This window comes from Enterobacter sp. ECC-019 (genome assembly GCF_043974075.1).
Lineage (GTDB): Bacteria > Pseudomonadota > Gammaproteobacteria > Enterobacterales > Enterobacteriaceae > Enterobacter > Enterobacter asburiae_D.
On the sequence record NZ_CP143759.1, the window covers coordinates 4,169,135 to 4,190,299 of the forward strand.

The following is a 21,165-nucleotide window of genomic DNA, read 5'->3' on the forward strand; positions in this document are numbered from 1 at the left end:
ATGCCGATAAATGATAAGACCCCACGCCCGCAGGAATTCGCCGCGGTCGATCTTGGCTCTAACAGTTTCCACATGGTCATCGCCCGTGAGGTGGATGGCGCGCTGCAGATCATCGGTCGTCTGAAGCAACGCGTACACCTGGCGGATGGTCTTGATGAACGCAGCATGCTTAGCGAAGAGGCGATGGAGCGTGGGTTAAACTGCCTGTCGCTGTTTGCTGAACGCCTGCAGGGCTTCTCGCCCTCCAGCGTGTGCATCGTGGGCACCCACACCCTGCGCCAGGCCCTGAACGCCCCGGAGTTCCTCAAGCGGGCCGAAAAAGTGATCCCCTACCCGATTGAGATCATTTCCGGCAACGAGGAAGCGCGTCTGATTTTCATGGGCGTTGAGCACACCCAGCCGGAAAAAGGACGCAAGCTGGTTATCGATATCGGCGGCGGCTCAACGGAGCTGGTGATCGGCGAAGATTTTGAGCCGCGTCTGGTGGAAAGCCGCCGTATGGGCTGCGTCAGCTTCGCGCAGATGTATTTCCCGGGCGGCAGCATCACCCGCGAGAACTTCCAGCGTGCGCGTATGGCGGCTGTCCAGAAGCTGGAAAACCTGGCCTGGCAGTACCGTATCCAGGGCTGGAACGTGGCGCTGGGCGCATCTGGCTCGATTAAAGCCGCGCATGAAGTGCTGCTGGCGATGGGTGAAAAAGACGGGATTATTACCCCTGAACGCCTGGCTCTGCTCACCGAAGAGGTGCTGAAGCATAAAAGCTTCGACGCCCTGAGCCTGCCGGGCCTGTCCGATGAGCGAAAATCAGTCTTCGTACCGGGGCTTGCGATCCTGTGCGGCGTGTTTGATGCGCTGGCGATTAAGGAGCTGCGTCTCTCCGACGGCGCGCTGCGTGAAGGCGTGCTGTATGAGATGGAAGGCCGCTTCCGCCATCAGGATATCCGCAGCCGCACCGCGCAAAGCCTGGCCAACCAGTACAACATCGACCGCGAACAGGCGAAGCGCGTGCTGGAAACCACGGTGCAAATGTACGAACAGTGGGAGGAGCAAAATCCGAAGCTCGCGCACCCGCAGCTTGCCGCGCTGTTGAAATGGGCCGCGATGCTGCACGAGGTGGGGCTGAACATCAACCACAGCGGGATGCATCGCCATTCGGCCTACATTCTGCAAAACAGCGATCTGCCCGGCTTCAACCAGGAACAGCAAACCATGATGGCGACCCTGGTGCGCTATCACCGCAAAGCCATCAAGCTCGACGACCTGCCGCGCTTCACGCTGTTTAAGAAAAAGCAGTTCCTGCCGCTGATTCAGCTGCTGCGCCTGGGCGTGCTGCTCAATAACCAGCGCCAGGCTACCACCACGCCGCCTACGCTGAAGCTGAAAACCGACGACCATCACTGGACGCTGAGCTTCCCGCACGACTGGTTCAGCCAGAACGCGCTGGTCCTGCTGGACCTGGAAAAAGAGCAGCAGTACTGGGAAGCGGTCACCGGCTGGCTGCTCAAAATCGAAGAAGAGAGCGCCGACGTCGCCGCGTAACGGCTCAGGCGTCCGCGATGGACGCCTCAGCTTCCAGCAGTGACTCAAGCGGTTCCGGCCTGCCAATCAGATAGCCCTGCACATAATCGATGCCTAGCGCGTGAACCGCGCTACGTATCTCTTCCGTCTCGACGTACTCAGCCACCACCAGCATCTTCTTCATGCGCGCCAGATGGCAGATAGATGCCACGATCTGATAATCCAGGCTGTTGTTGACGATATTGCGGATAAAGCTGCCGTCAATCTTGAGAATGTCGGCATCCACGCTTTTCAGCCGCGCATAGCTCGCATACCCGGTACCAAAATCATCAATCGCGATGCGTACCCCCATCTTCTGCAACTGCTGGAGGATGTGTAGCGCCTGCTCCGCATTGCAAAAGGTGCTGCACTCCGTCACCTCAAAAATCAGCTGCCACGGCTCAACGGCGTATCTCGCCAGCAGGCGACTGACTTCAAGCGGGAACTGCACCCGACACACGGTCGACGGGGCCAGATTAATGGCAAAGCGCTGGCCGGGCAGTCTTTCGCGATGCGCGGCAAGGAAGCGCAGGGTATGCTCCAGCACCCACAAATCTACCCGCGAGGAAAGACCAAACTCCTGCGCGACGGGCAGGAACTGGTCGGGAGAGATCAATAGCCCGTTGATATCCGGCATCCGCAGCAGAACTTCGTGATAGCGATCGCCACGCAGGCCGCGAACGGGTTGAACCAGCAGGGCGAATTCGTCGTTATCGAGCGCCTTTTGCAGGCGGCTCATCATCACAACTTTATCCTTCAGGCTGCGCTGCAAATGGACCGCCCCACGCTGCTGAAGATTTTCCGGATGATTGGAGGAGAGCGACAGATCGGCAACTACCCCCAGTTCACCCAGCACCAGATAAAGATGGTTAACCGGGGAGCGGACATAGCAATAGCTTACGCCCACCTGCGGCTGTAGCGGCATGCCGTCCCAGACAAAGCGGAACTGTTTGATGTGCTCGTCCAGGGCCTCAATCCGCTGCTGGTGCGATTCCGCGTTGAGCCGTACCGCCATATCGTACCCGGTCAGGTGATAGACCTGCTCATTGGGCTGGAGCGTGCCATTCACCCACTGCGCCAGCTGCTGTTTGTACTGAATGCGCAGCAACACGCCGTAATTTCGGCCCAGAATTTCCAGCTCAGGAATGCGCAGCAGGCAGAGCGCCGACCACGGGTTTTTCGCCAGTTCGCGCGACAGCGCCCGCAGGTTAGGCATATGGACGACCGGGTCGAGCAGCGCCAGCCTGCGGGAGCGTTTGTTCACCGCGCGCTGCCGGGTCGCCAGCATCGACATATAAATCACCACAAACGAGAAGACCAGGTAACTGGAAGAGGTGATCGCCAGCTGAATGTCATACCCCGGGTTCACCGGGATATAGCGGTAAAAATAGTGAATAGACACCAGCAGTACCGGTATCCAGATCAGCGACACCAGCTTATAGCCAAAGCGCATCGCGCCCCAGAGCATCACCGGCATCAGCAGCGACAGGGTGTAGTTGGTGGTGAAAATGGAGCTGTTTTCATTCATCGGGAGCAGCAGCAGCGAAAGCAGCCCGCCAAGCGCGATAGCCCACATCAGAAACTCAGCGATCGTCACCTTTTTGTCTATCTGGGAACGGATCTGCGAGATAAGGCTTTTGAGATAGCGCGGATGACGAATCAGGCGGATCAGCAGATAGCTCAGCGGCACGCCCGTCAGCCCGCTCACCAGCAGCGTTTGATAGTTGATGAGCGTGCGAATATTGAGGGGGTTTAATCCCGCAAGGCTCTGCCGGCTCTCATACACGCCTAAATACACCGCAAACTGAAACAGCACCAGAAACAGCGTCGCGGGGCAGAAGGCTTGCCAGAAGATGCGCTGCGCCATTAGCCGGATGTCGCCGTACGCGGTCATATTCCGTCTGGGCGCAAACACCCGGTAGCCGCCCCAGCTGAGCACTAAAGGGACGATAAAATGGAGCACGCCGGCGACCGTTTCAAACATCCCGACCGAGGGGTAGTAGCGGATAAACAGCGACAATACGATCCCGGGCAGCGCTTCCAGCCCAAAGAACATCATCAGCGAAAGCAAAAATGAGAGGGGTAAATAATAGAGTGCCACAATGCCGTCGCCCAGTTGCGTGAACGTATTCGCAATGCTCAGCACGGGAAGTAAAACCACAGGCAAAATAAGCGGCAGTGCCCACCAGCGGTTTTCATTGTTTTTCAGGAAAGCGAGAATGTTCATAGATGCCCGGTTAAACCCCTTTCGTTCCAGAGGGAAAATAAAGACAGGCATCCAACCTGACGTACGCGCCGCCCGGCGGCGTGCGGGGCGAACAGTGTGGAGGAAGGATTTTAAATATCAGGGCCGGGAACCCGTTGACTTAAATCAAACTAATTTACGCAAATATCTTTTTGGCGGCGTTTTTTTGAAATCATTTTCTTCATACTATCAATATGGTAAATGCATTAATTAATTTTAATAACATTATTTAATGTAAACATTGACGGTTATTTACACACTGCAGAATTGACCCCACCTTCCCGCTGTGCCTTAATGTCCTTATCGTCCAAAAGGGCTTACCCAGGATAAACAGAGTGAGTCAGGTCACGCGTATGCGCAAACGACATCAATTTAACACCCGAATGACCCGCATCATACTGCTCATCAGCTTCCTGTTTTTCTTTGGCCGCTTCGTTTACTCTTCGATTGGCGCCTGGTATCACCATCAGGACAAAACCCAGTCGCAGCAGTCCAGCCTGACCATCGATACCGCTGACCGCTAGGCCGCCGGATGGTTTTGCACTATCCGAATAATGCCTGCTATCCCTTTGCTGAGGATTTTATCCTGCCGCATCACCACCGCCAGCTGCCGCTGCAGCATAGGCGTAAGCGACATCACGCATAGCCCTTCGCGATCGACATCCTGTTTGACCGCCATTCGCGGCACAATACTGTAGCCCAGCCCCGCGCGAACCATGCGTTTGATCGCCTCGATGCTGCCAAGCTGCATCGCCGGCGCGATCGCTAATCCACTGGCTGCAAACCAGCCGTCGATCAGCGCCCGGGTACCGCTGCCTGATTCAAAGGCAATCAGCGGCTGAGCGTGCAGCGCCTCCGGGGTGAACGCCCTGAAAGCCTCCTGCTGCTCCCGCGACGCGATAAAGACAAACTCTTCGTCCATCACCGGCATGACGTCCAGCGCTCTGCCGCTCACCGGCAGCGTCACCAGCCCCATATCGAGACGGTTCTCTTCGATGGCCCTGACGATGTCGAGGGTGTTGCCCGTCGTCACCCCCACGCTCAGGAGCGGATAGTCGCGGCGCAGCTTCTCCAGCAGCGGTGGCAGAAGATGGATGCAGGCCGTTGCACCCGTACCCAGCGTAATGGTGCCGCTCACATCGTGGCTGAAGGCGCTCACGGACCGGATAGCGTCATCCACCGCCTGCTGAATACGCTCCCCGTGCACCAGCAAAGCCTGCCCGGCAGCCGTTGCCTTAATCCCCCGCCCGGTCCGCTCCACCAGCCGCGTTTGCAGAAACTGCTCCAGCTGGCGTATTTGCAGGCTGACGGCGGGCTGGGAAATGCCCAGCACATCCGCTGCCGCTGAAAAGCTGCCGCGCTGGATGACCAGACGGAACGTGGCGAGATAGCCCAGATTAAGCGTCGTCATTCAAAGTTTCTCTTATACCGCGCATAAGGTTGCTGCCCTGCCAGCACAATACCGCGCGCGTTATGCTCAGGACAACTGCATAGCGGAATGAAAAATAATGGAAACACCTGCCCTGCCTCGCCGCCTCGCCCTCATGGCGGGATGTAATCAACTCATCAACTGGGGGATCTCGTTTTATATGCCCGGCACCTTTGCGCTGGCCATTGCAGCTGACCGGGGATGGTCATCTCCGCAGATTTACCTCGGCCTGACGCTGGCGATGCTGGTGATGGCGGCGGTTTCCCCGTTTGTCGCCCGCCTGCTGGCACGCTTTGGCGGTCAGACGGTGGTGATGAGCGGAACGTTGCTGATCGCCGCAAGCTGTGCAGGGATGGCGTATACCCAGACGCTTCTTGGCTGGTACTGCGCCTGGCTGGTCACCGGTACAGGGATGCGTCTGTCGCTGTACGATGCGTTGTTCGCCGCGCTGGTGAACCTTTACGGGCAGCAGGCGCGAAGAACAATCTCACGCGTCACGCTGGCGGGCGGGCTGGCCTCCGCCGTCTTCTGGCCGCTGGGCGATGCTCTGCTTCAGGTGATGGGCTGGCAGGAGGCGCTACGCGTCTATGCTCTCTTCGGCCTGCTGAGCGCGGCGCTGATAAGAACGCTTCCCCGGCAGCGGCTGACGGTGACGACAAAGGTCACCGCGCCGCCGCTGAACAACGAGCGGCGTAACGGCTGGCTTTATGCCGCCTTCATTGCCCTCATCACCTTTGTCTCTAACGGCACGTCCACCCATCTGCCGGAGTTTATTGCCCACTTCGGCCTGCCAGTCGCCATCGGCATGCTGTGGGGGATCGGCCAGACGGGCGCCCGCTCGCTGGAAGTGCTGGCGGGTGCCCGCTTAACTCCCTTCAAACTCACGCTTTTTACCGCGCTCGCCATGCCGCTCTGCTTTCTTCTGGGGATAAGCAGCGCCCTGTTTGTCTGGTTTGCGGCCGGGTTTGTGCTGGGCTATGGCGCCATCAACGGGCTGGTCACCATCGTGAAAGCCACCCTGCCGCTGGAGCTGTTTAGCACCGAAAGCTATGCCCGCCGCACCGGCATGCTGCTGATCCCCGGCCAGCTGATGGCGGCAGCCTCACCGTTTGCCTATGCGTGGCTGAATAAAACGCTGGGGATCGCGGGTGCAATGTGGGTTTCAACGGGGCTGACGCTGGTGATTGCCGGGCTGGCGATAGCGATTGTGCGCCGTCCCGGCAGGAAAAGTGTATCGCACTGTATCCAGAACCCTGCGCTGACAAACGGGTACAAAACGCCGCCTCCGGCAAATATCTCCGATACATAAAAATGGTTTTCTTTCCCTGTCGCCATTCAGAACCGATGAGGAGAGAGACCAATGATCCGTCGTTATGCACTTTTCCCCCTGCTTGTCCTGGCATCTGTAGCCCATGCCCAGGCCACACCGCTGGACAACCTGAGCGCCGAGGACGTTAACGGCCCCGCCGCCGTTGCGCCGCTGGCGCAGCCGCAGCCGCCCGCAAAGCTGATCGTCGATCCGCCGCTTGCCGGGCCGCTGAGCAAAGGCGCGGTGTTTATTCAGTACCGTGCCGAAAACCTGCGCATCGAGCCGGTATTCGGCCCCGAAGCGCTCAGGGTCACCCCGCGCATCGGGCACATTCACGTGGTGGTGGATGACGCGCCGTGGCACTGGGCTGACGCCAGCGGAGAGCCGGTGATCCTGGTGGGGCTGCCCGCCGGTAAACACAAGGTGACCCTTATTCTGGCCGACCCGACGCATAAGCCGCTCGACCACAAAACCGTTGAATTCACCGTCCCGCCCCACGCGGCAGTCCATCACTTTTAAGGAGTCTGAAGATGAAAGCACTGTCTGTAGTGACGGCAGGCCTGCTGGCGCTTTCCGCCAGCGCCTTTGCACAGAGTAAAACCAGCGTGGTGCTGGTCCACGGCGCGTTTGCCGACGGCAGCAGCTGGAATAAGGTGATTACCCTGCTGCAGAAACAGCACGCAGAGGTCATTGCCGTCCAGCTCCCGCTCACCTCGCTTAAGGATGACGTTGCGGCCACAAAACGGGCCATCGCCCGTGCGCAGGGTGACGTGGTTCTGGTGGGCCACTCCTGGGGCGGCACCGTAATTAGCGAGGCGGGTAACGATGCGCGGGTAAAATCGCTGGTGTATGTGGCGGCGTTCGCGCCGGACTCCGGCCAGTCGACGGCGGACCTGGCAGGAAGCTACCCTGCCCCCCCGGGCAGCGCGGGCATCGCTAAAACGGCGGACGGCTATTTATACCTGCCGACGGAAGCCGTCAGAAAGGACTTCGCGCCTGACGTGAAGCCAGACACTCAAAACACGATTGCAGCCACGCAGGGGCCAATTAAGGCCGAGGCGTTTGGTGAAAAGGTCGCCCACGCGGCGTGGCATGACAAACCGAGCTGGTATGTGGTCAGCAAGAATGATCGAATGATCAACCCCGATCTTGAACGAGCGATGGCGAAGACGATCCATGCGAAAACCGCCGAGGTGGCGGCAAGCCACGTGTCGATGGTGAGCCAGCCGGAGGCTATCGCCCGGACGATTGAGCAGGCAGTCGGGGACAAGTAACCCCCGCGGCAGCTTATTCTATCTTCTGCACTTTCGTATCTACCGGCAGCAGCGCAGTACCGTCATGCGCTGCTGGCGCCATAAAGGGAACCGGCCTTCCCGTCCGCCTGTCGACCAGCAGCGAGTGGCGCTCGCCCTGCGCAAACAGATTTTGCTCCCCCCACTGACGCAGCGCCACGATCACCGGGAAAAGACGTTCACCCTTGTCGGTCAAGACATATTCCTGATAAGCCGTGCCGTCTGATGCCCCCTGTAACGTCAGGATGTCCGCCTCAACCAGCTTACGAAGCCGGTCAGAAAGGATGTTGCGCGCCACGCCCAGGCTGCGCTGGAAATCGCCGAAGCGCGTCATGCCGTCAAACGCATTACGCACAATAAGAAGCGACCAGCGATCTCCGATCAGATCAACGCTGCGGGCAACGGGACAATATTCCTCTTTTACCGTCTTCTGGGACATCACTCATTTTCCTCGCAAAGGCCAGATCAAACCAGTTGCATTTTAAAACCGCATAACCTAGCATTCAACCAGTTTTATTTTAAAACCAGGTTATCACAGGCGAGGATTTTGAACATGTCACTGACGTCAGCCCTTCCTTCAGCCGACATGCCGCGCAGCATGGTCTGGCTGTTCGCCACTGCCAGCGGCTTAAGCGTGGCAAACGTCTATTACGCCCAGCCTTTGCTTGACGCGCTGGCGAACGATTTCGGCATCAGCCATGCGGCCGTGGGTGGCGTGGTGACCGCGACACAAATTGGCTGCGCGCTGGCCCTTTTGCTTGTGGTTCCTCTGGGTGACAAAGTGGATCGTCGACGACTGATGGCCATCCAGCTGGTTGCTCTGGTCACCGCGCTGGTATTCGTCAGCATGGCACAGTCCTCCTCCACTCTGCTTACCGGCATGCTAGCGACCGGAATGCTGGGTACGGCTATGACGCAGGGGCTAATCGCCTACGCCGCCAGCGCCGCGTCGCCCCATGAACAGGGGCGCGTTGTCGGCGCGGCACAGGGCGGCGTGTTCATAGGTCTGCTGCTCGCTCGCGTCTTTGCCGGTGGCATCAGCGATATCGCTGGCTGGCGCGGGGTCTATCTTTGTGCTGCCGCGCTGATGCTCATCATTGCGTTACCTCTGTGGTGGCGACTCCCCGCCCTGCCAGCCGTCACAGCCACGATGAGCTATCCGCGGCTGATTGGCTCAATGCTCACGCTGCTGCGGCAGGAAAAGGTGCTGCAGATACGCGGCGTGCTGGCGCTGCTGATGTTTGCGTCGTTCAACATTTTCTGGAGCGCGCTGGTGCTGCCGCTGAGCGCTCCGCCCTTTAACTTTTCGCACACCGCAATTGGCGCGTTTGGGCTGGCAGGCGCGGTGGGGGCGCTGGCGGCTGGCCGGGCAGGACGCTGGGCCGATCGGGGATATGCCCAACGCACCACCGCGGCGGCGCTGGTGATTCTGCTGTTGGCATGGTGGCCTTTGTCGCTGATAGACCGTTCACTCGGGATCATGCTTATCGGCATCATACTGCTCGATTTGGGCGGTCAGGCGCTGCACGTCACCAACCAGAGTATGATTTTTCGCACCCGTCCCGAGGCGCACAGCCGACTGGTAGGACTTTACATGTTGTTTTATGCCGTCGGCAGCGGGCTGGGGGCACTCAGCACGACGATGACGTATGCCTTTGCCGGCTGGCCGGGCGTCTGCCTGCTTGGCGCCTCGGTCAGCCTGCTGGCGCTGGTGTTCTGGTGGCTAACCCGCTTCAGCCACCGCCATCCGCGGGATAATCCCGATTAATCCACGCGTGGTCTTCTTCCCAGGTGAACATCCATTTACGCACCGGCCCGGCCATCACGTTGAGGTAGTAGCTGTCATACCCGGCCATCGTCGCCACAGGGTGGTAGCCCTTCGGCACCATCACCACGTCACGGTTGTAGACCGCCATACACTCATCCAGCGTTCTGTCGTCGGTGTAGACGCGCTGCATGCAGAACCCCTGCTCCGGGTTGAGGCGATGGTAGTAGGTCTCCTCCAGATACGTTTCCTGGGGCGGGTTATCCGCGTCGTGCTTGTGGCTCGGGTACGAGCTGGTGCAGCCCTCACGGGTCCACACCTCCACCACCAGCAGGCTGTCGGCAGGCTTGTCTTCCGGCAAAATATTATGCACGTAGCGCTGGTTGTTGCCCTTGCCGCGCGCCTCGCCGTCGATATCCTGCGGCGCAATCAGCCGCGTCGGATACGTGCCCTTGCCCGGCGCGGCGCAGACCGCCAGCTCCAGCTTCGTCAGCGCCTTCACCTGCACCGTCTCCTGCGGGGTGACGTACACCGACCACGGCTTGATGCGCTCGAAGGGGCTCATCCGTTCGCCGATGTCGTTAAACTGCGCGGAAGGCGTGCTGATGGAGGCCCGCCCGGCGACCAGCACCAGGCAGCGCTCTTCGCTGACGGCGGGCAGCGTCAGCGTCTGCCCCTCCTGCAGCTCATACGTCTCAAAGCCGACGTATCCCCACCCTGCGCTTTCCGGCGTGACGGACTGGGTGCGCCCCTCCGCGTTCGGCTGTTGCCAGCGTGATAACAGACGTGACATGTCCCCTCCTCAAATCAGTCCGGCGTCGCGCGCCAGGCGGCTCAGGTTGTTATAGCCCAGACGGGCGTAGGTCAGCGGATGGGCAATCGCCGGATCCTGCTCCGCCTCGACCACCAGCCAGCCGTGATAATCCTGCGCCTTCAGCAGCCGCATAATCGGCGGGTAATCGACGCAGCCGTCGCCCGGCACGGTAAATACGCCGCTCAGCACCGCATCGAGGAAGCTGGTTTTGCGGTTTTTCACGTCCGCCAGCACGTCGGCGCGCACGTCTTTGCAGTGAACGTGGTTGATGCGTGACGCCCAGCGCTGCGCCACCGCCAGCGGATCGGCCCCGGCAAAGGTCAGATGGCCGGTATCCAGCAGCAATCCAACCGCCTCCCCGGTGTGGATCATCAGGTTGTCCACGTCGTCGGCAGATTCAATCACCGTGCCCATATGGTGATGGTAGGCAATCTGCACGCCCTGCTGCTGGGTGTAGCGGGCAAATTCGGTGAGCTTCTCGCCGTACTCCTTCCAGCGCGCCTGCGGGAAGCGCGGGCGCAGATGCACCGGGGTCTGCTGCTCGCCGTGAATGCAGCCGCTCACTTCCGCAAAGACCAGCACCTTCGCCCCCAGCTCGCGCAGCAGCGTCAGGTGCGACTGCACGGCGGCGATCTCTTCCTCCACGCTGCGCTCCAGCAGGCGACCGGAGTACCAGCCGGAGACCAGCTGCAGGTCGTGGCGCTGCAGGATGGGGCCTAGCAGGCGCGCTTCGCGCGGGAATTTATTGCCCAACTCGAAGCCGGCAAAACCGGCCTCTTTCCCTTCACTCAGACAGGTCTCCAGCGACGTCTCCGCGCCGAGAGAAGGCAGGTCGTCGTTCGTCCACGTCAGCGGGTTAATGCCTAATTGCACACTCATTGTCGTCTCCATTATGCGTGTCCGCGCTCGCGCCACCAGGCGATAAGCTGCAGGTAGTTGTCCCGAATGCGCGCCACCAGCTGCGCATCGTCAATATCGTGCTTCAGCCACGCGCGGGACGCATCGCCAAACAGCGTGCGCCCCACGGCGAAGCCTTTCACCAGCGTCTGCCCCGCTGCGGCTCTGAAGTCGGCGCGCAGCTGTTCCGCCGGAGCGTCCAGGCCGAGGATAACCACCCCGCGGCAGTGCGGGTCCCGGCGTTCGATAATCTCGCTCAGCGCCGTCCAGCCGTCGGCCGAGAGCGGCGGCAGCTTCCACCAGTCCGGGTAAATGCCCAGGTTGTAGAAGCGGGAGATGGCGCGCAGGTAGAGCTCGTCGCTGCGCGGCATGCTGGCGGGCAGGATCACCTCCAGCAGCAGCTCGTGCCCGGACCGGCAGCAGGCGTGGTACACCTCGGCGATTTTCTGCTCCTGCTCCAGGCGCAGGCCGTGGGCATCTTCCGGGTGGAAGAAGACCAGGCACTTCACCACGTGCTCCTGCGGCCAGCTGATAAGCTGGGTGCCGATGTTGCCGTGCTCCATCTCCAGCGGCCGCGAACCCGGCAGCTCGATGGGACGCCCAATCCACCACCCTTCGCCGGTGATCGCGTTCAGCGCGTCCTGACCAAAGGTGCCGTCGCACAGCAGACCGGCTTTGCCCTCCAGCCCGGCGCGGCTCGCCGCCTCGCGGCTGGCCTGCAGGATCAGCTGCTTCAGCGCCGGAATGCGCTTAAGCGACGCGCCGCACTGCATCGCCATATCCTCAAGCTGGCTGCGGTGGTCGAAGGCCATCACGCACAGTTCCGGCCACTCGCGGCGGCGGGTGGTGACCCGGTGGAGATGGTTAAGACGCGGGTCGAGATCCGGGCGCGGCACCATTGCGGCGCGCGAGAGATAATCATCCAGCTCGATTTTGCTCGGCATCGCCGGGGCGCAGCCGTGGCGCGACACCACCAGCGCGCCGCAGGCGTTGGCGTAGCGGCACGCCTGCTCCCAGCCCTCGTCGTTCAGGTAGCCGCGCAGCAGGCCGGACATAAACGCATCCCCCGCCCCAAGGACGTTCAGCACCTCCACGCGCACGCCGGTCACCGTCAGGCCGTCGTCCAGCCGGGGCGGAATGGCGTCGGTGTAGACCGAGCAGCCGAGCGCGCCGCGTTTGCAGACCAGCGCAGCGTCACTGACGGCGCGCACCTGCCCCAGCGCCTGGAGGGTATCCGTGCTGCCGCCCGCAATGTGAAACTCCTCTTCGGTGCCGACAATGACGTCGAAGAGGTGCAGCACTTCCTGCAGCTCGCGGGTGACCTTATCAGCGGCGATAAAGCGCGTTTCCCCGTCGCCTAAGGCGGTCAGCCCCCACAGCACCGGACGGTAGTCTATGTCCAGCACCGTGCGCACGCCGTGACGGCGGGCATAGCCCAGCGCCGTCAGCACCGCCTCGCGGGTCTGCGGATGAGAAAGGTGGGTCCCGGTGATGGCAAGACAACGTGCGGAGGCAATGTAGCTTTCGTCCACATCGCTGGCGGTAATCGCCATGTCCGCGCAGTTATCGCGATAAAAAATCAGAGGAAAGGTGTCCCGGTCTTTAATGCCGAGTAGCACCAGCGCCGTGAGGCGTTCTTTATCGGTAATCAGATGGCGGGTATCGCAGCCCACCTGGTTGAGCTCTTCCCGCAGGAAGCGGCCCATATGTTCATCGCCGACGCGCGCCAGCATCGACGAGCGTAAACCCTGACGCGCGGTACCGTACGCCACGTTGCCGGACGACCCGCCGAGATATTTGGCGAAGCTCGACGCGTCTTCCAGACGGGCACCAATCTGCTGGCTGTAGAGGTCTACCGCCACGCGGCCCATGCATATCACATCAAACTGCTTTTCCACGTTGATACCTCATCAGACAATGTCGTTCACGTTCAGCCAGCGGCCTTCCCGGTGCGAGAGCGCAATCGCGTCCAGCACGCGCGACACCTTCCAGCCCTCTTCGAAGTCCGGCCACATCGGCGCGTCGGCGGCAATCCCGTCCACCAGGTCGCGCACCTCCACCGTTTTTTGATCGTTAAAGCCAATCCCGTGGCCCGCGCCCATGCAGAACGCGGCGTAGTCCGGGTGCGCCGGGCCGACGAGCAGCGTGCGGAATCCCTGACGGTTCACCGGATCGTCATGCAGATAGAGCTTCAGCTCCGCCATACGCTCCTGGGTGAAGCTGATGGCGCCTTTCGTCCCGGTGATGACGTACGACAGCCCCATCTTGCGGCCGCAGGCAACGCGGGAGGTTTCAATCACGCCCTGCGCCCCGCCCGCAAAACGCACCATCGCGTGGGCCTGATCCTCGTTTTCGACGGCAATCATCTCCGACGAACCGGCTTTCGCCGGGCGCGCCGGGACCACGATCTTCAGGTCGCCGCAGACCTGCTCGATATCCCCCACCAGGTACTGGGCCATATTGACGATGTGCGCCGCGAGGTCGCCCAGCGCCCCCAGCCCGGCGGTCTCTTTAAAGCAGTGCCAGTGAATGGGCGACAGCGGGTCGGCCATATAGTCTTCGTTGTGGGTGCCGTAGAAGTGGATCACCTCGCCAATCTCGCCGCGGGCGATAATTTCCTTCGCCAGCTGCGCCGTCGGGTTCTTCATGTAGTTGAACCCCACCAGCGTTTTCACCCCGGCCCGCTTCGCGGCGTCGACCATCTCGCGCGCGTCGTGGGCGTTCAGCGCCAGCGGCTTCTCCGAGTAGACGTGCTTGCCGTGGCGGATCGCCTCCAGCGCCATCTCCTTATGCAGGTGGTTGGGTGAACAAATATCCACCACGTCAATGGCCGGGTCGGCCACCAGCGCCCGCCAATCCCCGGTGGAGCGGTTGAAGCCAAACGCCTGTGCGCGCTCTGCCGCCAGCTCCGGCGTGACTTCCGCCACCATCTCGCGCACCAGCCTGCCGCGCAGGTTGAACACCGTCGGGGCCTGGGCATAGGCGATAGCGTGCGCCTTGCCGATATACCCGGTGCCAATTAATCCAATACGAACCTCTTTCATCGTGATCCTCACAGTGCGCCGCGACGGCTTTTGGCATAGGTATCAAATGCCACCGCCAGAACGATAATTAATCCGGTGATAATTTGCTGGTAGTAGGCCGAGACGTTCATCAGCACCAGGCCGTTAATCAGAATGCCCATAATGATGGAGCCGATAATGGTGCCGCCGATGCGCCCGTAGCCGCCCATCAGCGAGGTGCCGCCGATCACCACCGAGGCGATGACGCGCAGCTCAAAGGAGATCCCGGCGACCGCCTCGGCGCTCCCCAGACGCGCGCTCAGGATGAAGCCCGCCAGCCCGGCGAGACAGCCGATCAGCACGTAGACGCTGACCAGCACGCGCTTGACGTTCACCCCCGCCAGGCGTGCCGCCTCCGGGTTGCCGCCGATGGCGTAGACGAAGCGGCCCCAGCGGGTTTTATGCAGCGCCAGATAGCCGCCGACGGCGACGATGGCGAAGATCCAGATAGGAATAGAGATGCCGAGCAGCTCCCCGCGCCCCCACCAGCGGTAGCCAGGATCGAAACCGGCAATCGGCGCGCCGTCGTTAATCACCAGCGTCAGGCCGCGCCAGATGGTCATCCCGCCGAGGGTGACGATGAACGGCGGCAGACGCAGGCGGGTGACGCCCAGGCCGTGCAGGAAGCCAATCGCCGTGCCCATGGCCAGACAAATCCCCAGCCCAATCAGCCAGCTCATGCCGCCCCAGGCGTTCGGGTCGACGGTGGTGAAGTTGTCGCCTTTGATCACGTACGCCGCGGTCATGGCGCACACCGCCAGAATGGAGCCCACGGAGAGGTCGATCCCGGCGGTCAGAATGACGAAGGTCATCCCCACGGCCATGATCCCGTAGATGGAGACTTCGGTCAGGATGTTGAAAATATTGCGTTCAGAGAAAAAGTTGCTGTTCTGCGACTGGAAGAAGATCAGCAGCAGGATCATGAAAATCAGCACCCCGAAGCGCTCGAAGAAGGCGATGGGATCGATGCGTCCGGCGCGTTTGACCGGGGCCTGCGTTTTAGAAATCATCTGCGTCATGAGAAACTCCGTTATGCCGCGTTCAGGGCGTTGTGGTTGATGGCCATCATCGTCATCAGCCGTTCTTCGTTAGCGTCGTCGCCGTGGATCTCGCCGGTCACCCGGCCTTCGCTTAGGGTGATGATCCGGTCAGACACCGCCATCACTTCAGGCAGATCGGAGGAGATCACGATCACCGCCACGCCCTTTTTCGCCATGTCAAACAGCACCTGGTGCACTTCCGATTTAGTCCCCACGTCGATACCGCGCGTCGGCTCATCGACGATCAGCACCCGCGGGTTGAGCGCCATGCAGCGCGCGAGGATCACTTTTTGCTGGTTGCCGCCGGAGAGCTTGCGCACCTCCTGCGCGCTGTTGACCATTTTGATCTGCAGCGCCTTGCGGTAGGACTCAATCAGGTCGTCCTCTTTGCGGGTGTTCACGAACCAGCGCCACTGCAGCAGCGAGGAGAGGCAGGAGAGCGACAGGTTGTCGCGAATCGACAGCCCCAGCACCGCCCCCTCTTTTTTGCGATCTTCCGGCACCAGCGCCACGCCCTGATCGAGGGCATACAGCGGGTCGCGCGGCTGATACGGCACGCCGTCCAGCTCAAAGCTCCCGGAGGTAAACGCGTCTGCGCCAAACAGGCAGCGGGCCACTTCGGTACGTCCCGCCCCCACCAGCCCGGCAATGCCTAATACTTCCCCGGCGTGGACATGGAAGCTGATGTCGTGCAGGGCAATGCCGTGCGGATCCAGCGGCGGCTTTTCGCGACTCAGCCCCTTCACCGCCAGGCGGACGGGTTTGTCTTGATGATGGGTTTCGCTGGCGGGACGGCGATTAAAGGCCACGTCGCGCCCGACCATCAGGCGGATCAGCTGTTCGACGTTGGTCTCCGCCACCGCGCCGGTGCCGGTGAAGCGGCCGTCCTGGAAAACGGTGAAGCGATCGCAGAGCTGGAAAACTTCGTGCAGACGGTGGGTAACATAAATAATGCTCACGCCGCGGTTTTTAAGCTCGCGCACCACGCGGTGCAGGCTTTCCACCTCGCTGTCGCTCAGCGCGGCGGAAGGTTCGTCCATGATGATTAACCGGGCGTTGAGGGTCAGCGCCCGGGCGATCTCCACCATCTGCTGCTGGGCCACGCTCAGACGGGCGACCGGCGTGGTCGGCGCAACGTTCAGCTGCAGGTAATCGAGAATGACCTGCGCCTCCTGGTTAACCGCCCTTTCGTCGACGATCAGGTTACGCCTGCGCGGCTCGCGCCCGAGAAACATGTTTTCCGCAACGGTCATGTTGGGCAGCAGGTTGAATTCCTGATAGATGGTGATAATGCCCTTGTTCTGGCGTTCCACCGGGGAGTCGTCCACCGGCAGCGTTTCGCCGTTGAACCAGATGTCCCCGCGGGTTTGCGGCTGCGCACCCGCGAGCGCCTTCAGCAGCGTGGATTTCCCCGCCCCGTTTTCCCCCAGCAGGGCGTGAATTTCTCCGCTGCCGACGGTCAATTGAGCGCTGCTCAGCGCCCAGACGCCGGAAAAGCTTTTTGCCAGGTCGGTCACTTTCAGTAAGGGTTGCGACATCAGTCTGCTCCTCCTCATGATGAGCCGCCAGAGGCGGCTCGGGACATATTAGTTACCGGCCTCACCGATACGCTCAGCCTGCTGCAGGTTCTCTTTGGTGATCAGCGTCGGCGGGTAGTCGGCCCCGGTGATGGCTTTCTTCTCGCGCACGTTGGCTACCAGCTGGCTCATCGCCGTCTGCACCGCAAAGCCAGGACGCTGATCCGCCGTTACCGCCAGCCAGCCGTCGCGCACGCGGGCCAGCGCTTCCGGCACCGCATCAAACCCGGTCACCAGGATTTCGCCCGGCTTCACGCCCTGGCTCTGCAGCGCTTCAATCGCGCCCAGCGCCATATCGTCGTTGGCGGAGAGGATCACCTGCGGGCGTTTCGGCAGCGAAGGCAGAACGCTTTCAACAATGCGCATCCCTTCCGAACGCATCCAGTTGCCGGTCTGATCGGCGACGATCTTGTACTTATCCCCGCCCGCCTTCAGGCTGTCGCGGATCCCTTTGGTGCGTTCAATATTGGAGGAAGAGCCCGGCTGGCCGGTGAGGAGAATGATGTCCGCGCCGTTGGGGAATTTGGTTTTGACGAAGTCGCCAATCGCCTGGCCACCCTTGTAGTTGTTGGCGCCGAAGTGCGGCACTTTCTTCTGGCTGTCGACGGAGCGGTCAAGGGTGACGATCGGCAGCTTCGCATCCTGAATTTCATCCACCGCGCTGGAGACCGCGTTCACGTCGTTCGGGGAGACGATAAAGCCCTGCGCCCCGCGGGTGATGGCGTTTTCCAGGTCAGCCACCTGCTTCGGCGAGCTGCCCTGTCCGTCCAGCACCTGAAGCTTCACGCCCATCTCTTTTGCGGCTTTCACCGCCGTGCGCTGCATGTGAACTTCAAACGGCATGGCCAGGTTTGGCGTACTGAAAACAATTTGCTCGTTTTCGGCGAGGGCGGCCCCGGACGTCATGGCGATGAGGGCGGCTACGATCAGTTTTTTCATTATTATGTCTCTCTGTGTAGGGTTGTTGTGTTTAGAGGACGATCTCGCGCTGGCTGCGCAGTGACTCCAGCGCTTTATCCGCAAGGTACAGCGCACGTTCACCATCATCGCCGCTGCAGTCAGGCACCGCTTCGCCGCGCAGGATCGCAACAAAGTGTTCCCATTCCGCGGCGTAAGCGGATTTGTAGCGCTGCAGGAAGAAGTGTTCCGGCAGCGCGCTGGTGCAGCCCTGTTTGCCGTAGTGCTGCACCTGGTTTTCAAGGATGTTGCCCGCGCACAGCAGCCCTTCGGAGCCGTGCAGCTCCAGGCGCTGGTCGTAGCCGTAAGATGAACGGCGGCTGTTAACGATGGTCGCCATCGCGCCGGAGGCATATTTCAGAACGATAAACGCGGTATCGATATCCCCCGCCTCGCCAATCGCCGGATCCACCAGGTTGCTGCCCTGGGCATACACCGACACCGGCTCTTCGCCCATGATGAACCGGGCCATGTCAAAGTCATGAATGGTCATATCGCGGAACATGCCGCCGGAGACGCGCACGTACTCCGCAGGCGGCGGAGACGGATCGCGGGAGATGATGAGCAGCGATTCCGGTTTGCCGATGCGCCCGGCCTGCACGTCGGTTTTCACGCGGCGGAACTGCGGGTCAAAGCGGCGGTTAAAGCCGATAAACAGCGGCACGTCGTACTCTTTGACTACCTTCAGGCAGTCGCGCACGCGGGCGAGGTCAAGGTGTACCGGCTTTTCGCAGAAGATGGCCTTGCCGTGGCGGGCGGCCATTTCAATCAGATCCGCGTGGGTGTCGGTGGCGGAGGCGATCAGCACGGCGTGAACGTTAGGGTCGGTCATCGCATCAATAAGGCTCTGCTGGCGGGCCTGATACTGCGCGGCGAGACGGGTGGCAAATTCCTGATTCGGGTCAACCACGGACCAGAGCGTGGTCGCGGCGTGGCTGGCGATGTTAGCTGCATGTACCTGGCCAATTCGGCCAGCGCCCAGTAAAGCAATGTTAAACATAACGGCTCCCGGTGTTGGTGAATGCTGTGAACTAACGACCCTATAAATAAAACATTTATTTCATTTTTATAAATAGTGAAAATTATGTTTTTGAGTGTGGGTTAACACTTTTGAGATGAATGAGATAAATTTTGTTATCAATCTCACAACATGGCGGGAGAGATGCCCCCGCCATTACAAAGGGGCGAGGGAGAAAAAACCGCACCGATCCGTCCCCTCTCCCACCGGGAGAGGGTCAGGGTGAGGGGAAAACAAAAATGAAATGAAAATTTCGTTACGAAGAGAAAACTTAATACTGGCGGGCTTTTTTCACCTGCGCCTGCGTTTGCTCCGCAGCCTCACGCACGGCAGAAGACTCTGCCACCTGCGCATCACCGGTTCGCCACCACGAGGCGTAATCGTGGGTCATGGTCTTCGGCAGCACCTTGATGTCCAGCAGCGTCGGGCCCGGATGCGCCCGTGATGCCTCTAGCGCCGCCAGCAGGGTTTGCTCGTCGTTCACCCGCCACGCGCGGCAGCCGTAGCTTTCCGCGTTTTGCGCAAAGTCGACCTTCACCAGCGGCCCGTCAAGCCGCCCGGTTTCCGGGTTGCGCCGGCGGTTTTCCGTGCCAAAGCTGCCCATCCCGTGCCCCATCTGCAGGTTGTTAATGCAGCCGAAGCTGGCGTTATCAAACAGCAGAACGGTGATCTTTATGCCCTCCTGCACCGCGGTTTGCAGCTCGGAGTGCAGCATCATGTAGGAGCCATCCCCCACCATGGCGTAAACAGGCAGCCCGGGTCGGGCGAGCTTCGCGCCAATGGCTGCAGCTATCTCGTAGCCCATGCAGGAGTAGCCGTACTCCAGGTGATAGCTGTCCGGCGTTTTGACCTGCCAGAGGCGCTGTAAATCCCCTGGCAGCGAACCGGCCGCGCCCACCACGATGGCGTTATCCTCCACATGCTGGTTGATCAGCCCCAGCACCCGCGTCTGGGTCAGCCGGGTGTTGAGCGCCTCGCCGTATTCCGCCAGCTGCGCGTCCAGGTGCCCCGCCACTTCGGGCGCGTCGTCAGGACGCCACTGGCGATCCCACAGGCGGCGGCACTCGTCGCGCCAGGCGGACTTCGCATCAGCTATCGCCTCTCCCCAGCCGCTGTGATAATCCCCGAGCGCGTGGGTTAAGGCCGTCAGCCCGGTTTGGGCATCGGCAATCAGCGCGGTCGCGTCCAGCTTCAGGGCGTCAAACTCGGCCACGTTCAGCAGCAGGAATTCGACGTCCGGGTGGGAAAAGAGCGCCTTGGAGCCGGTGGTAAAGTCGGTCAGGCGCGTGCCGATGCCGATCACTAAATCTGCCTGCGGCGCGAGCTGGTTGGCGGCCATTCCCCCCGTTACCCCTACGCCGCCCAGGTTAAGTGGGTGGTCACTTACCAGCGCCCCCTTTCCGGCCTGGGTTTCGGCAAACGGCAGCCGCAGCGTCTCGACAAATTCGCGAAACGCCTCATGCGCGCCGGAATAGCGCACGCCGCCGCCGCACACCACCAGCGGACGACGCTTGCGGGCGATCAGCGCCCGCGCCTGCGCCAGACGCTGCGGGTCAGGCGGACGGCGCTCAATATGGTGCACGCGACGCGCGAAGAAGCTTAGCGGGTAGTCCCAGGCCTCTCCCTGCACGTCCTGCGGCAGGCAAATGGTCACCGCGCCGGTATTGGCGGGGTCAGTAAGCGTTCGCATCGCGCTTAGCATGGCGCTCATCAGCTGCTCCGGCCGATTGATGCGGTCCCAGTAGCGGGAGACCGGACGGAAGCAGTCGTTAGTGCTGATGCTGAGATCGTGATACTGCTCGATCTGCTGCAGCACCGGGTCCGGCTGGCGGCTGGCGTAGATATCGCCCGGCAGCAGCAGCAGCGGGATGCGGTTTGCCGTGGCGGTGGCCGCGGCGGTCACCATATTGGCGGCACCCGGCCCGACGGAGGAGGTGACGGCAAAAATACGCTGACGGCGATGCTGTTTGGCGAATCCCGTCGCCATATGGGCGATGCCCTGCTCGTTGCAGCCCTGCATCACCTGCAGATGGCCCGGATCCTGCTCCAGCGCCTGACCGATACCCAGCACGTTGCCGTGCCCAAAGATGGTGGCCACGCCCTCCACGAAGGGCGTTTCGTTGCCGTCCACGCTGACGTACTGTTGATTGAGGAACCGGACCAGCGCCTGGGCCATGGTCATACGTTCGGTTTGCATAAAACC

Annotated in this window: 18 protein-coding genes; 6 read left to right on the forward strand and 12 right to left on the reverse strand. The window is 61.2% G+C overall.

The genetic code is table 11. The features are described from left to right. A complete protein-coding gene (ppx, locus tag V1566_RS19700; protein WP_395304396.1) occupies positions 1 to 1,539 on the forward strand; it encodes an exopolyphosphatase in 1,539 nt (512 codons plus the stop codon). 4 nt (positions 1,540 to 1,543) lie between these two features. Here the strand turns inward: ppx and V1566_RS19705 are convergent, their stop codons facing one another. Further along, the gene (locus V1566_RS19705) at positions 1,544 to 3,784 is read right to left on the reverse strand and encodes an EAL domain-containing protein (protein WP_395304397.1); all 2,241 of its coding nucleotides are present in this window, start codon (positions 3,782 to 3,784) and stop codon (positions 1,544 to 1,546) included. A gap of 353 nt (positions 3,785 to 4,137) precedes the next feature. On the opposite strand from V1566_RS19705, the gene V1566_RS19710 reads away from it, so the two are divergent. Further along, entirely contained in the window at positions 4,138 to 4,326 is a 189-nt protein-coding gene (locus V1566_RS19710) for a YfgG family protein (protein ID WP_395304398.1), read from the forward strand. Here V1566_RS19710 and V1566_RS19715 read toward each other — a convergent pair. Beyond that, positions 4,323 to 5,213: a LysR family transcriptional regulator gene (locus V1566_RS19715; protein WP_395304399.1), complete on the reverse strand. Its 891-nt coding sequence runs from the start codon at positions 5,211 to 5,213 to the stop codon at positions 4,323 to 4,325. The two genes, V1566_RS19710 and V1566_RS19715, sit on opposite strands and share 4 nt — an antisense overlap. Before the next feature lie 97 nt (positions 5,214 to 5,310). Between V1566_RS19715 and V1566_RS19720 the strand changes: the two genes are divergently transcribed. The 3 genes from V1566_RS19720 to V1566_RS19730 are packed head-to-tail and all read left to right on the forward strand — an operon-like array spanning position 5,311 to position 7,814. Next, the gene (locus tag V1566_RS19720) at positions 5,311 to 6,540 is read left to right on the forward strand and encodes an MFS transporter (RefSeq protein ID WP_395304400.1); all 1,230 of its coding nucleotides are present in this window, start codon (positions 5,311 to 5,313) and stop codon (positions 6,538 to 6,540) included. Between the two features lie 51 nt (positions 6,541 to 6,591). Continuing rightward, complete coding sequence (locus V1566_RS19725; protein ID WP_395304401.1) at positions 6,592 to 7,059, forward strand: DUF6130 family protein; 468 nt, start codon at positions 6,592 to 6,594, stop codon at positions 7,057 to 7,059. A gap of 11 nt (positions 7,060 to 7,070) precedes the next feature. After that, positions 7,071 to 7,814 carry an alpha/beta fold hydrolase gene (locus V1566_RS19730; protein ID WP_395304402.1) on the forward strand — a complete coding sequence of 248 codons (744 nt, stop codon included), beginning with the start codon at positions 7,071 to 7,073 and terminating at the stop codon, positions 7,812 to 7,814. A gap of 13 nt (positions 7,815 to 7,827) precedes the next feature. On the opposite strand, the gene V1566_RS19735 is transcribed toward V1566_RS19730, so the two are convergent. Then, positions 7,828 to 8,271: a winged helix-turn-helix transcriptional regulator gene (locus tag V1566_RS19735; protein WP_395304403.1), complete on the reverse strand. Its 444-nt coding sequence runs from the start codon at positions 8,269 to 8,271 to the stop codon at positions 7,828 to 7,830. A 114-nt stretch (positions 8,272 to 8,385) separates the two neighbouring features. Here V1566_RS19735 and V1566_RS19740 point away from each other — a divergent pair, with 114 nt between their 5' ends. Next, positions 8,386 to 9,600: an MFS transporter gene (locus V1566_RS19740; RefSeq protein ID WP_395304404.1), complete on the forward strand. Its 1,215-nt coding sequence runs from the start codon at positions 8,386 to 8,388 to the stop codon at positions 9,598 to 9,600. On the opposite strand, the gene iolB is transcribed toward V1566_RS19740, so the two are convergent. The 9 genes from iolB to iolD all read right to left on the reverse strand — a co-directional run bounded on the left by iolB (position 9,566) and on the right by iolD (position 21,159). Next, positions 9,566 to 10,390: a 5-deoxy-glucuronate isomerase gene (gene iolB / locus V1566_RS19745; RefSeq protein ID WP_395304405.1), complete on the reverse strand. Its 825-nt coding sequence runs from the start codon at positions 10,388 to 10,390 to the stop codon at positions 9,566 to 9,568. The genes V1566_RS19740 and iolB overlap by 35 nt on opposite strands. Before the next feature lie 9 nt (positions 10,391 to 10,399). After that, positions 10,400 to 11,290, reverse strand: a complete 891-nt coding sequence (gene iolE / locus V1566_RS19750; RefSeq protein ID WP_121425164.1) for a myo-inosose-2 dehydratase — start codon at positions 11,288 to 11,290, stop codon at positions 10,400 to 10,402. Positions 11,291 to 11,301: 11 nt separating this feature from the next. After that, positions 11,302 to 13,206 (reverse strand): 5-dehydro-2-deoxygluconokinase, encoded by a 1,905-nt coding sequence (gene iolC / locus V1566_RS19755; protein WP_395304406.1) that lies wholly within the window; start codon positions 13,204 to 13,206, stop codon positions 11,302 to 11,304. A gap of 12 nt (positions 13,207 to 13,218) precedes the next feature. Then, positions 13,219 to 14,352 carry a Gfo/Idh/MocA family protein gene (locus V1566_RS19760; RefSeq protein WP_088204557.1) on the reverse strand — a complete coding sequence of 378 codons (1,134 nt, stop codon included), beginning with the start codon at positions 14,350 to 14,352 and terminating at the stop codon, positions 13,219 to 13,221. 8 nt (positions 14,353 to 14,360) lie between these two features. Beyond that, the gene (locus tag V1566_RS19765; RefSeq protein WP_028014045.1) at positions 14,361 to 15,389 is read right to left on the reverse strand and encodes an ABC transporter permease; all 1,029 of its coding nucleotides are present in this window, start codon (positions 15,387 to 15,389) and stop codon (positions 14,361 to 14,363) included. 11 nt (positions 15,390 to 15,400) lie between these two features. Beyond that, positions 15,401 to 16,948, reverse strand: a complete 1,548-nt coding sequence (locus V1566_RS19770) for a sugar ABC transporter ATP-binding protein (RefSeq protein WP_395304407.1) — start codon at positions 16,946 to 16,948, stop codon at positions 15,401 to 15,403. A 48-nt stretch (positions 16,949 to 16,996) separates the two neighbouring features. Further along, a complete protein-coding gene (locus V1566_RS19775) occupies positions 16,997 to 17,926 on the reverse strand; it encodes a sugar ABC transporter substrate-binding protein (RefSeq protein WP_064673752.1) in 930 nt (309 codons plus the stop codon). 31 nt (positions 17,927 to 17,957) lie between these two features. After that, entirely contained in the window at positions 17,958 to 18,944 is a 987-nt protein-coding gene (gene iolG / locus V1566_RS19780; protein ID WP_395304408.1) for an inositol 2-dehydrogenase, read from the reverse strand. Positions 18,945 to 19,233: 289 nt separating this feature from the next. Beyond that, positions 19,234 to 21,159 (reverse strand): 3D-(3,5/4)-trihydroxycyclohexane-1,2-dione acylhydrolase (decyclizing), encoded by a 1,926-nt coding sequence (gene iolD, locus V1566_RS19785; RefSeq protein WP_395304409.1) that lies wholly within the window; start codon positions 21,157 to 21,159, stop codon positions 19,234 to 19,236. Between the last annotated feature and the right edge of the window lie 6 nt (positions 21,160 to 21,165).

Excerpts from the sequence above, each read along its gene's own strand:
- ppx (WP_395304396.1), top strand. The coding sequence starts at position 1 with ATGCCGATAAATGATAAGACCCCACGCCCGCAGGAATTCGCCGCGGTC.
- V1566_RS19705 (WP_395304397.1), bottom strand. The coding sequence starts at position 3,784 with ATGAACATTCTCGCTTTCCTGAAAAACAATGAAAACCGCTGGTGGGCA.
- V1566_RS19715 (WP_395304399.1), bottom strand. The coding sequence starts at position 5,213 with ATGACGACGCTTAATCTGGGCTATCTCGCCACGTTCCGTCTGGTCATC.
- V1566_RS19720 (WP_395304400.1), top strand. The coding sequence starts at position 5,311 with ATGGAAACACCTGCCCTGCCTCGCCGCCTCGCCCTCATGGCGGGATGT.
- V1566_RS19725 (WP_395304401.1), top strand. The coding sequence starts at position 6,592 with ATGATCCGTCGTTATGCACTTTTCCCCCTGCTTGTCCTGGCATCTGTA.
- V1566_RS19730 (WP_395304402.1), top strand. The coding sequence starts at position 7,071 with ATGAAAGCACTGTCTGTAGTGACGGCAGGCCTGCTGGCGCTTTCCGCC.
- V1566_RS19735 (WP_395304403.1), bottom strand. The coding sequence starts at position 8,271 with ATGTCCCAGAAGACGGTAAAAGAGGAATATTGTCCCGTTGCCCGCAGC.
- V1566_RS19740 (WP_395304404.1), top strand. The coding sequence starts at position 8,386 with ATGTCACTGACGTCAGCCCTTCCTTCAGCCGACATGCCGCGCAGCATG.
- iolB (WP_395304405.1), bottom strand. The coding sequence starts at position 10,390 with ATGTCACGTCTGTTATCACGCTGGCAACAGCCGAACGCGGAGGGGCGC.
- iolE (WP_121425164.1), bottom strand. The coding sequence starts at position 11,290 with ATGAGTGTGCAATTAGGCATTAACCCGCTGACGTGGACGAACGACGAC.
- V1566_RS19760 (WP_088204557.1), bottom strand. The coding sequence starts at position 14,352 with ATGAAAGAGGTTCGTATTGGATTAATTGGCACCGGGTATATCGGCAAG.
- V1566_RS19765 (WP_028014045.1), bottom strand. The coding sequence starts at position 15,389 with ATGACGCAGATGATTTCTAAAACGCAGGCCCCGGTCAAACGCGCCGGA.
- V1566_RS19770 (WP_395304407.1), bottom strand. The coding sequence starts at position 16,948 with ATGTCGCAACCCTTACTGAAAGTGACCGACCTGGCAAAAAGCTTTTCC.
- V1566_RS19775 (WP_064673752.1), bottom strand. The coding sequence starts at position 17,926 with ATGAAAAAACTGATCGTAGCCGCCCTCATCGCCATGACGTCCGGGGCC.
- iolG (WP_395304408.1), bottom strand. The coding sequence starts at position 18,944 with ATGTTTAACATTGCTTTACTGGGCGCTGGCCGAATTGGCCAGGTACAT.
- iolD (WP_395304409.1), bottom strand. The coding sequence starts at position 21,159 with ATGCAAACCGAACGTATGACCATGGCCCAGGCGCTGGTCCGGTTCCTC.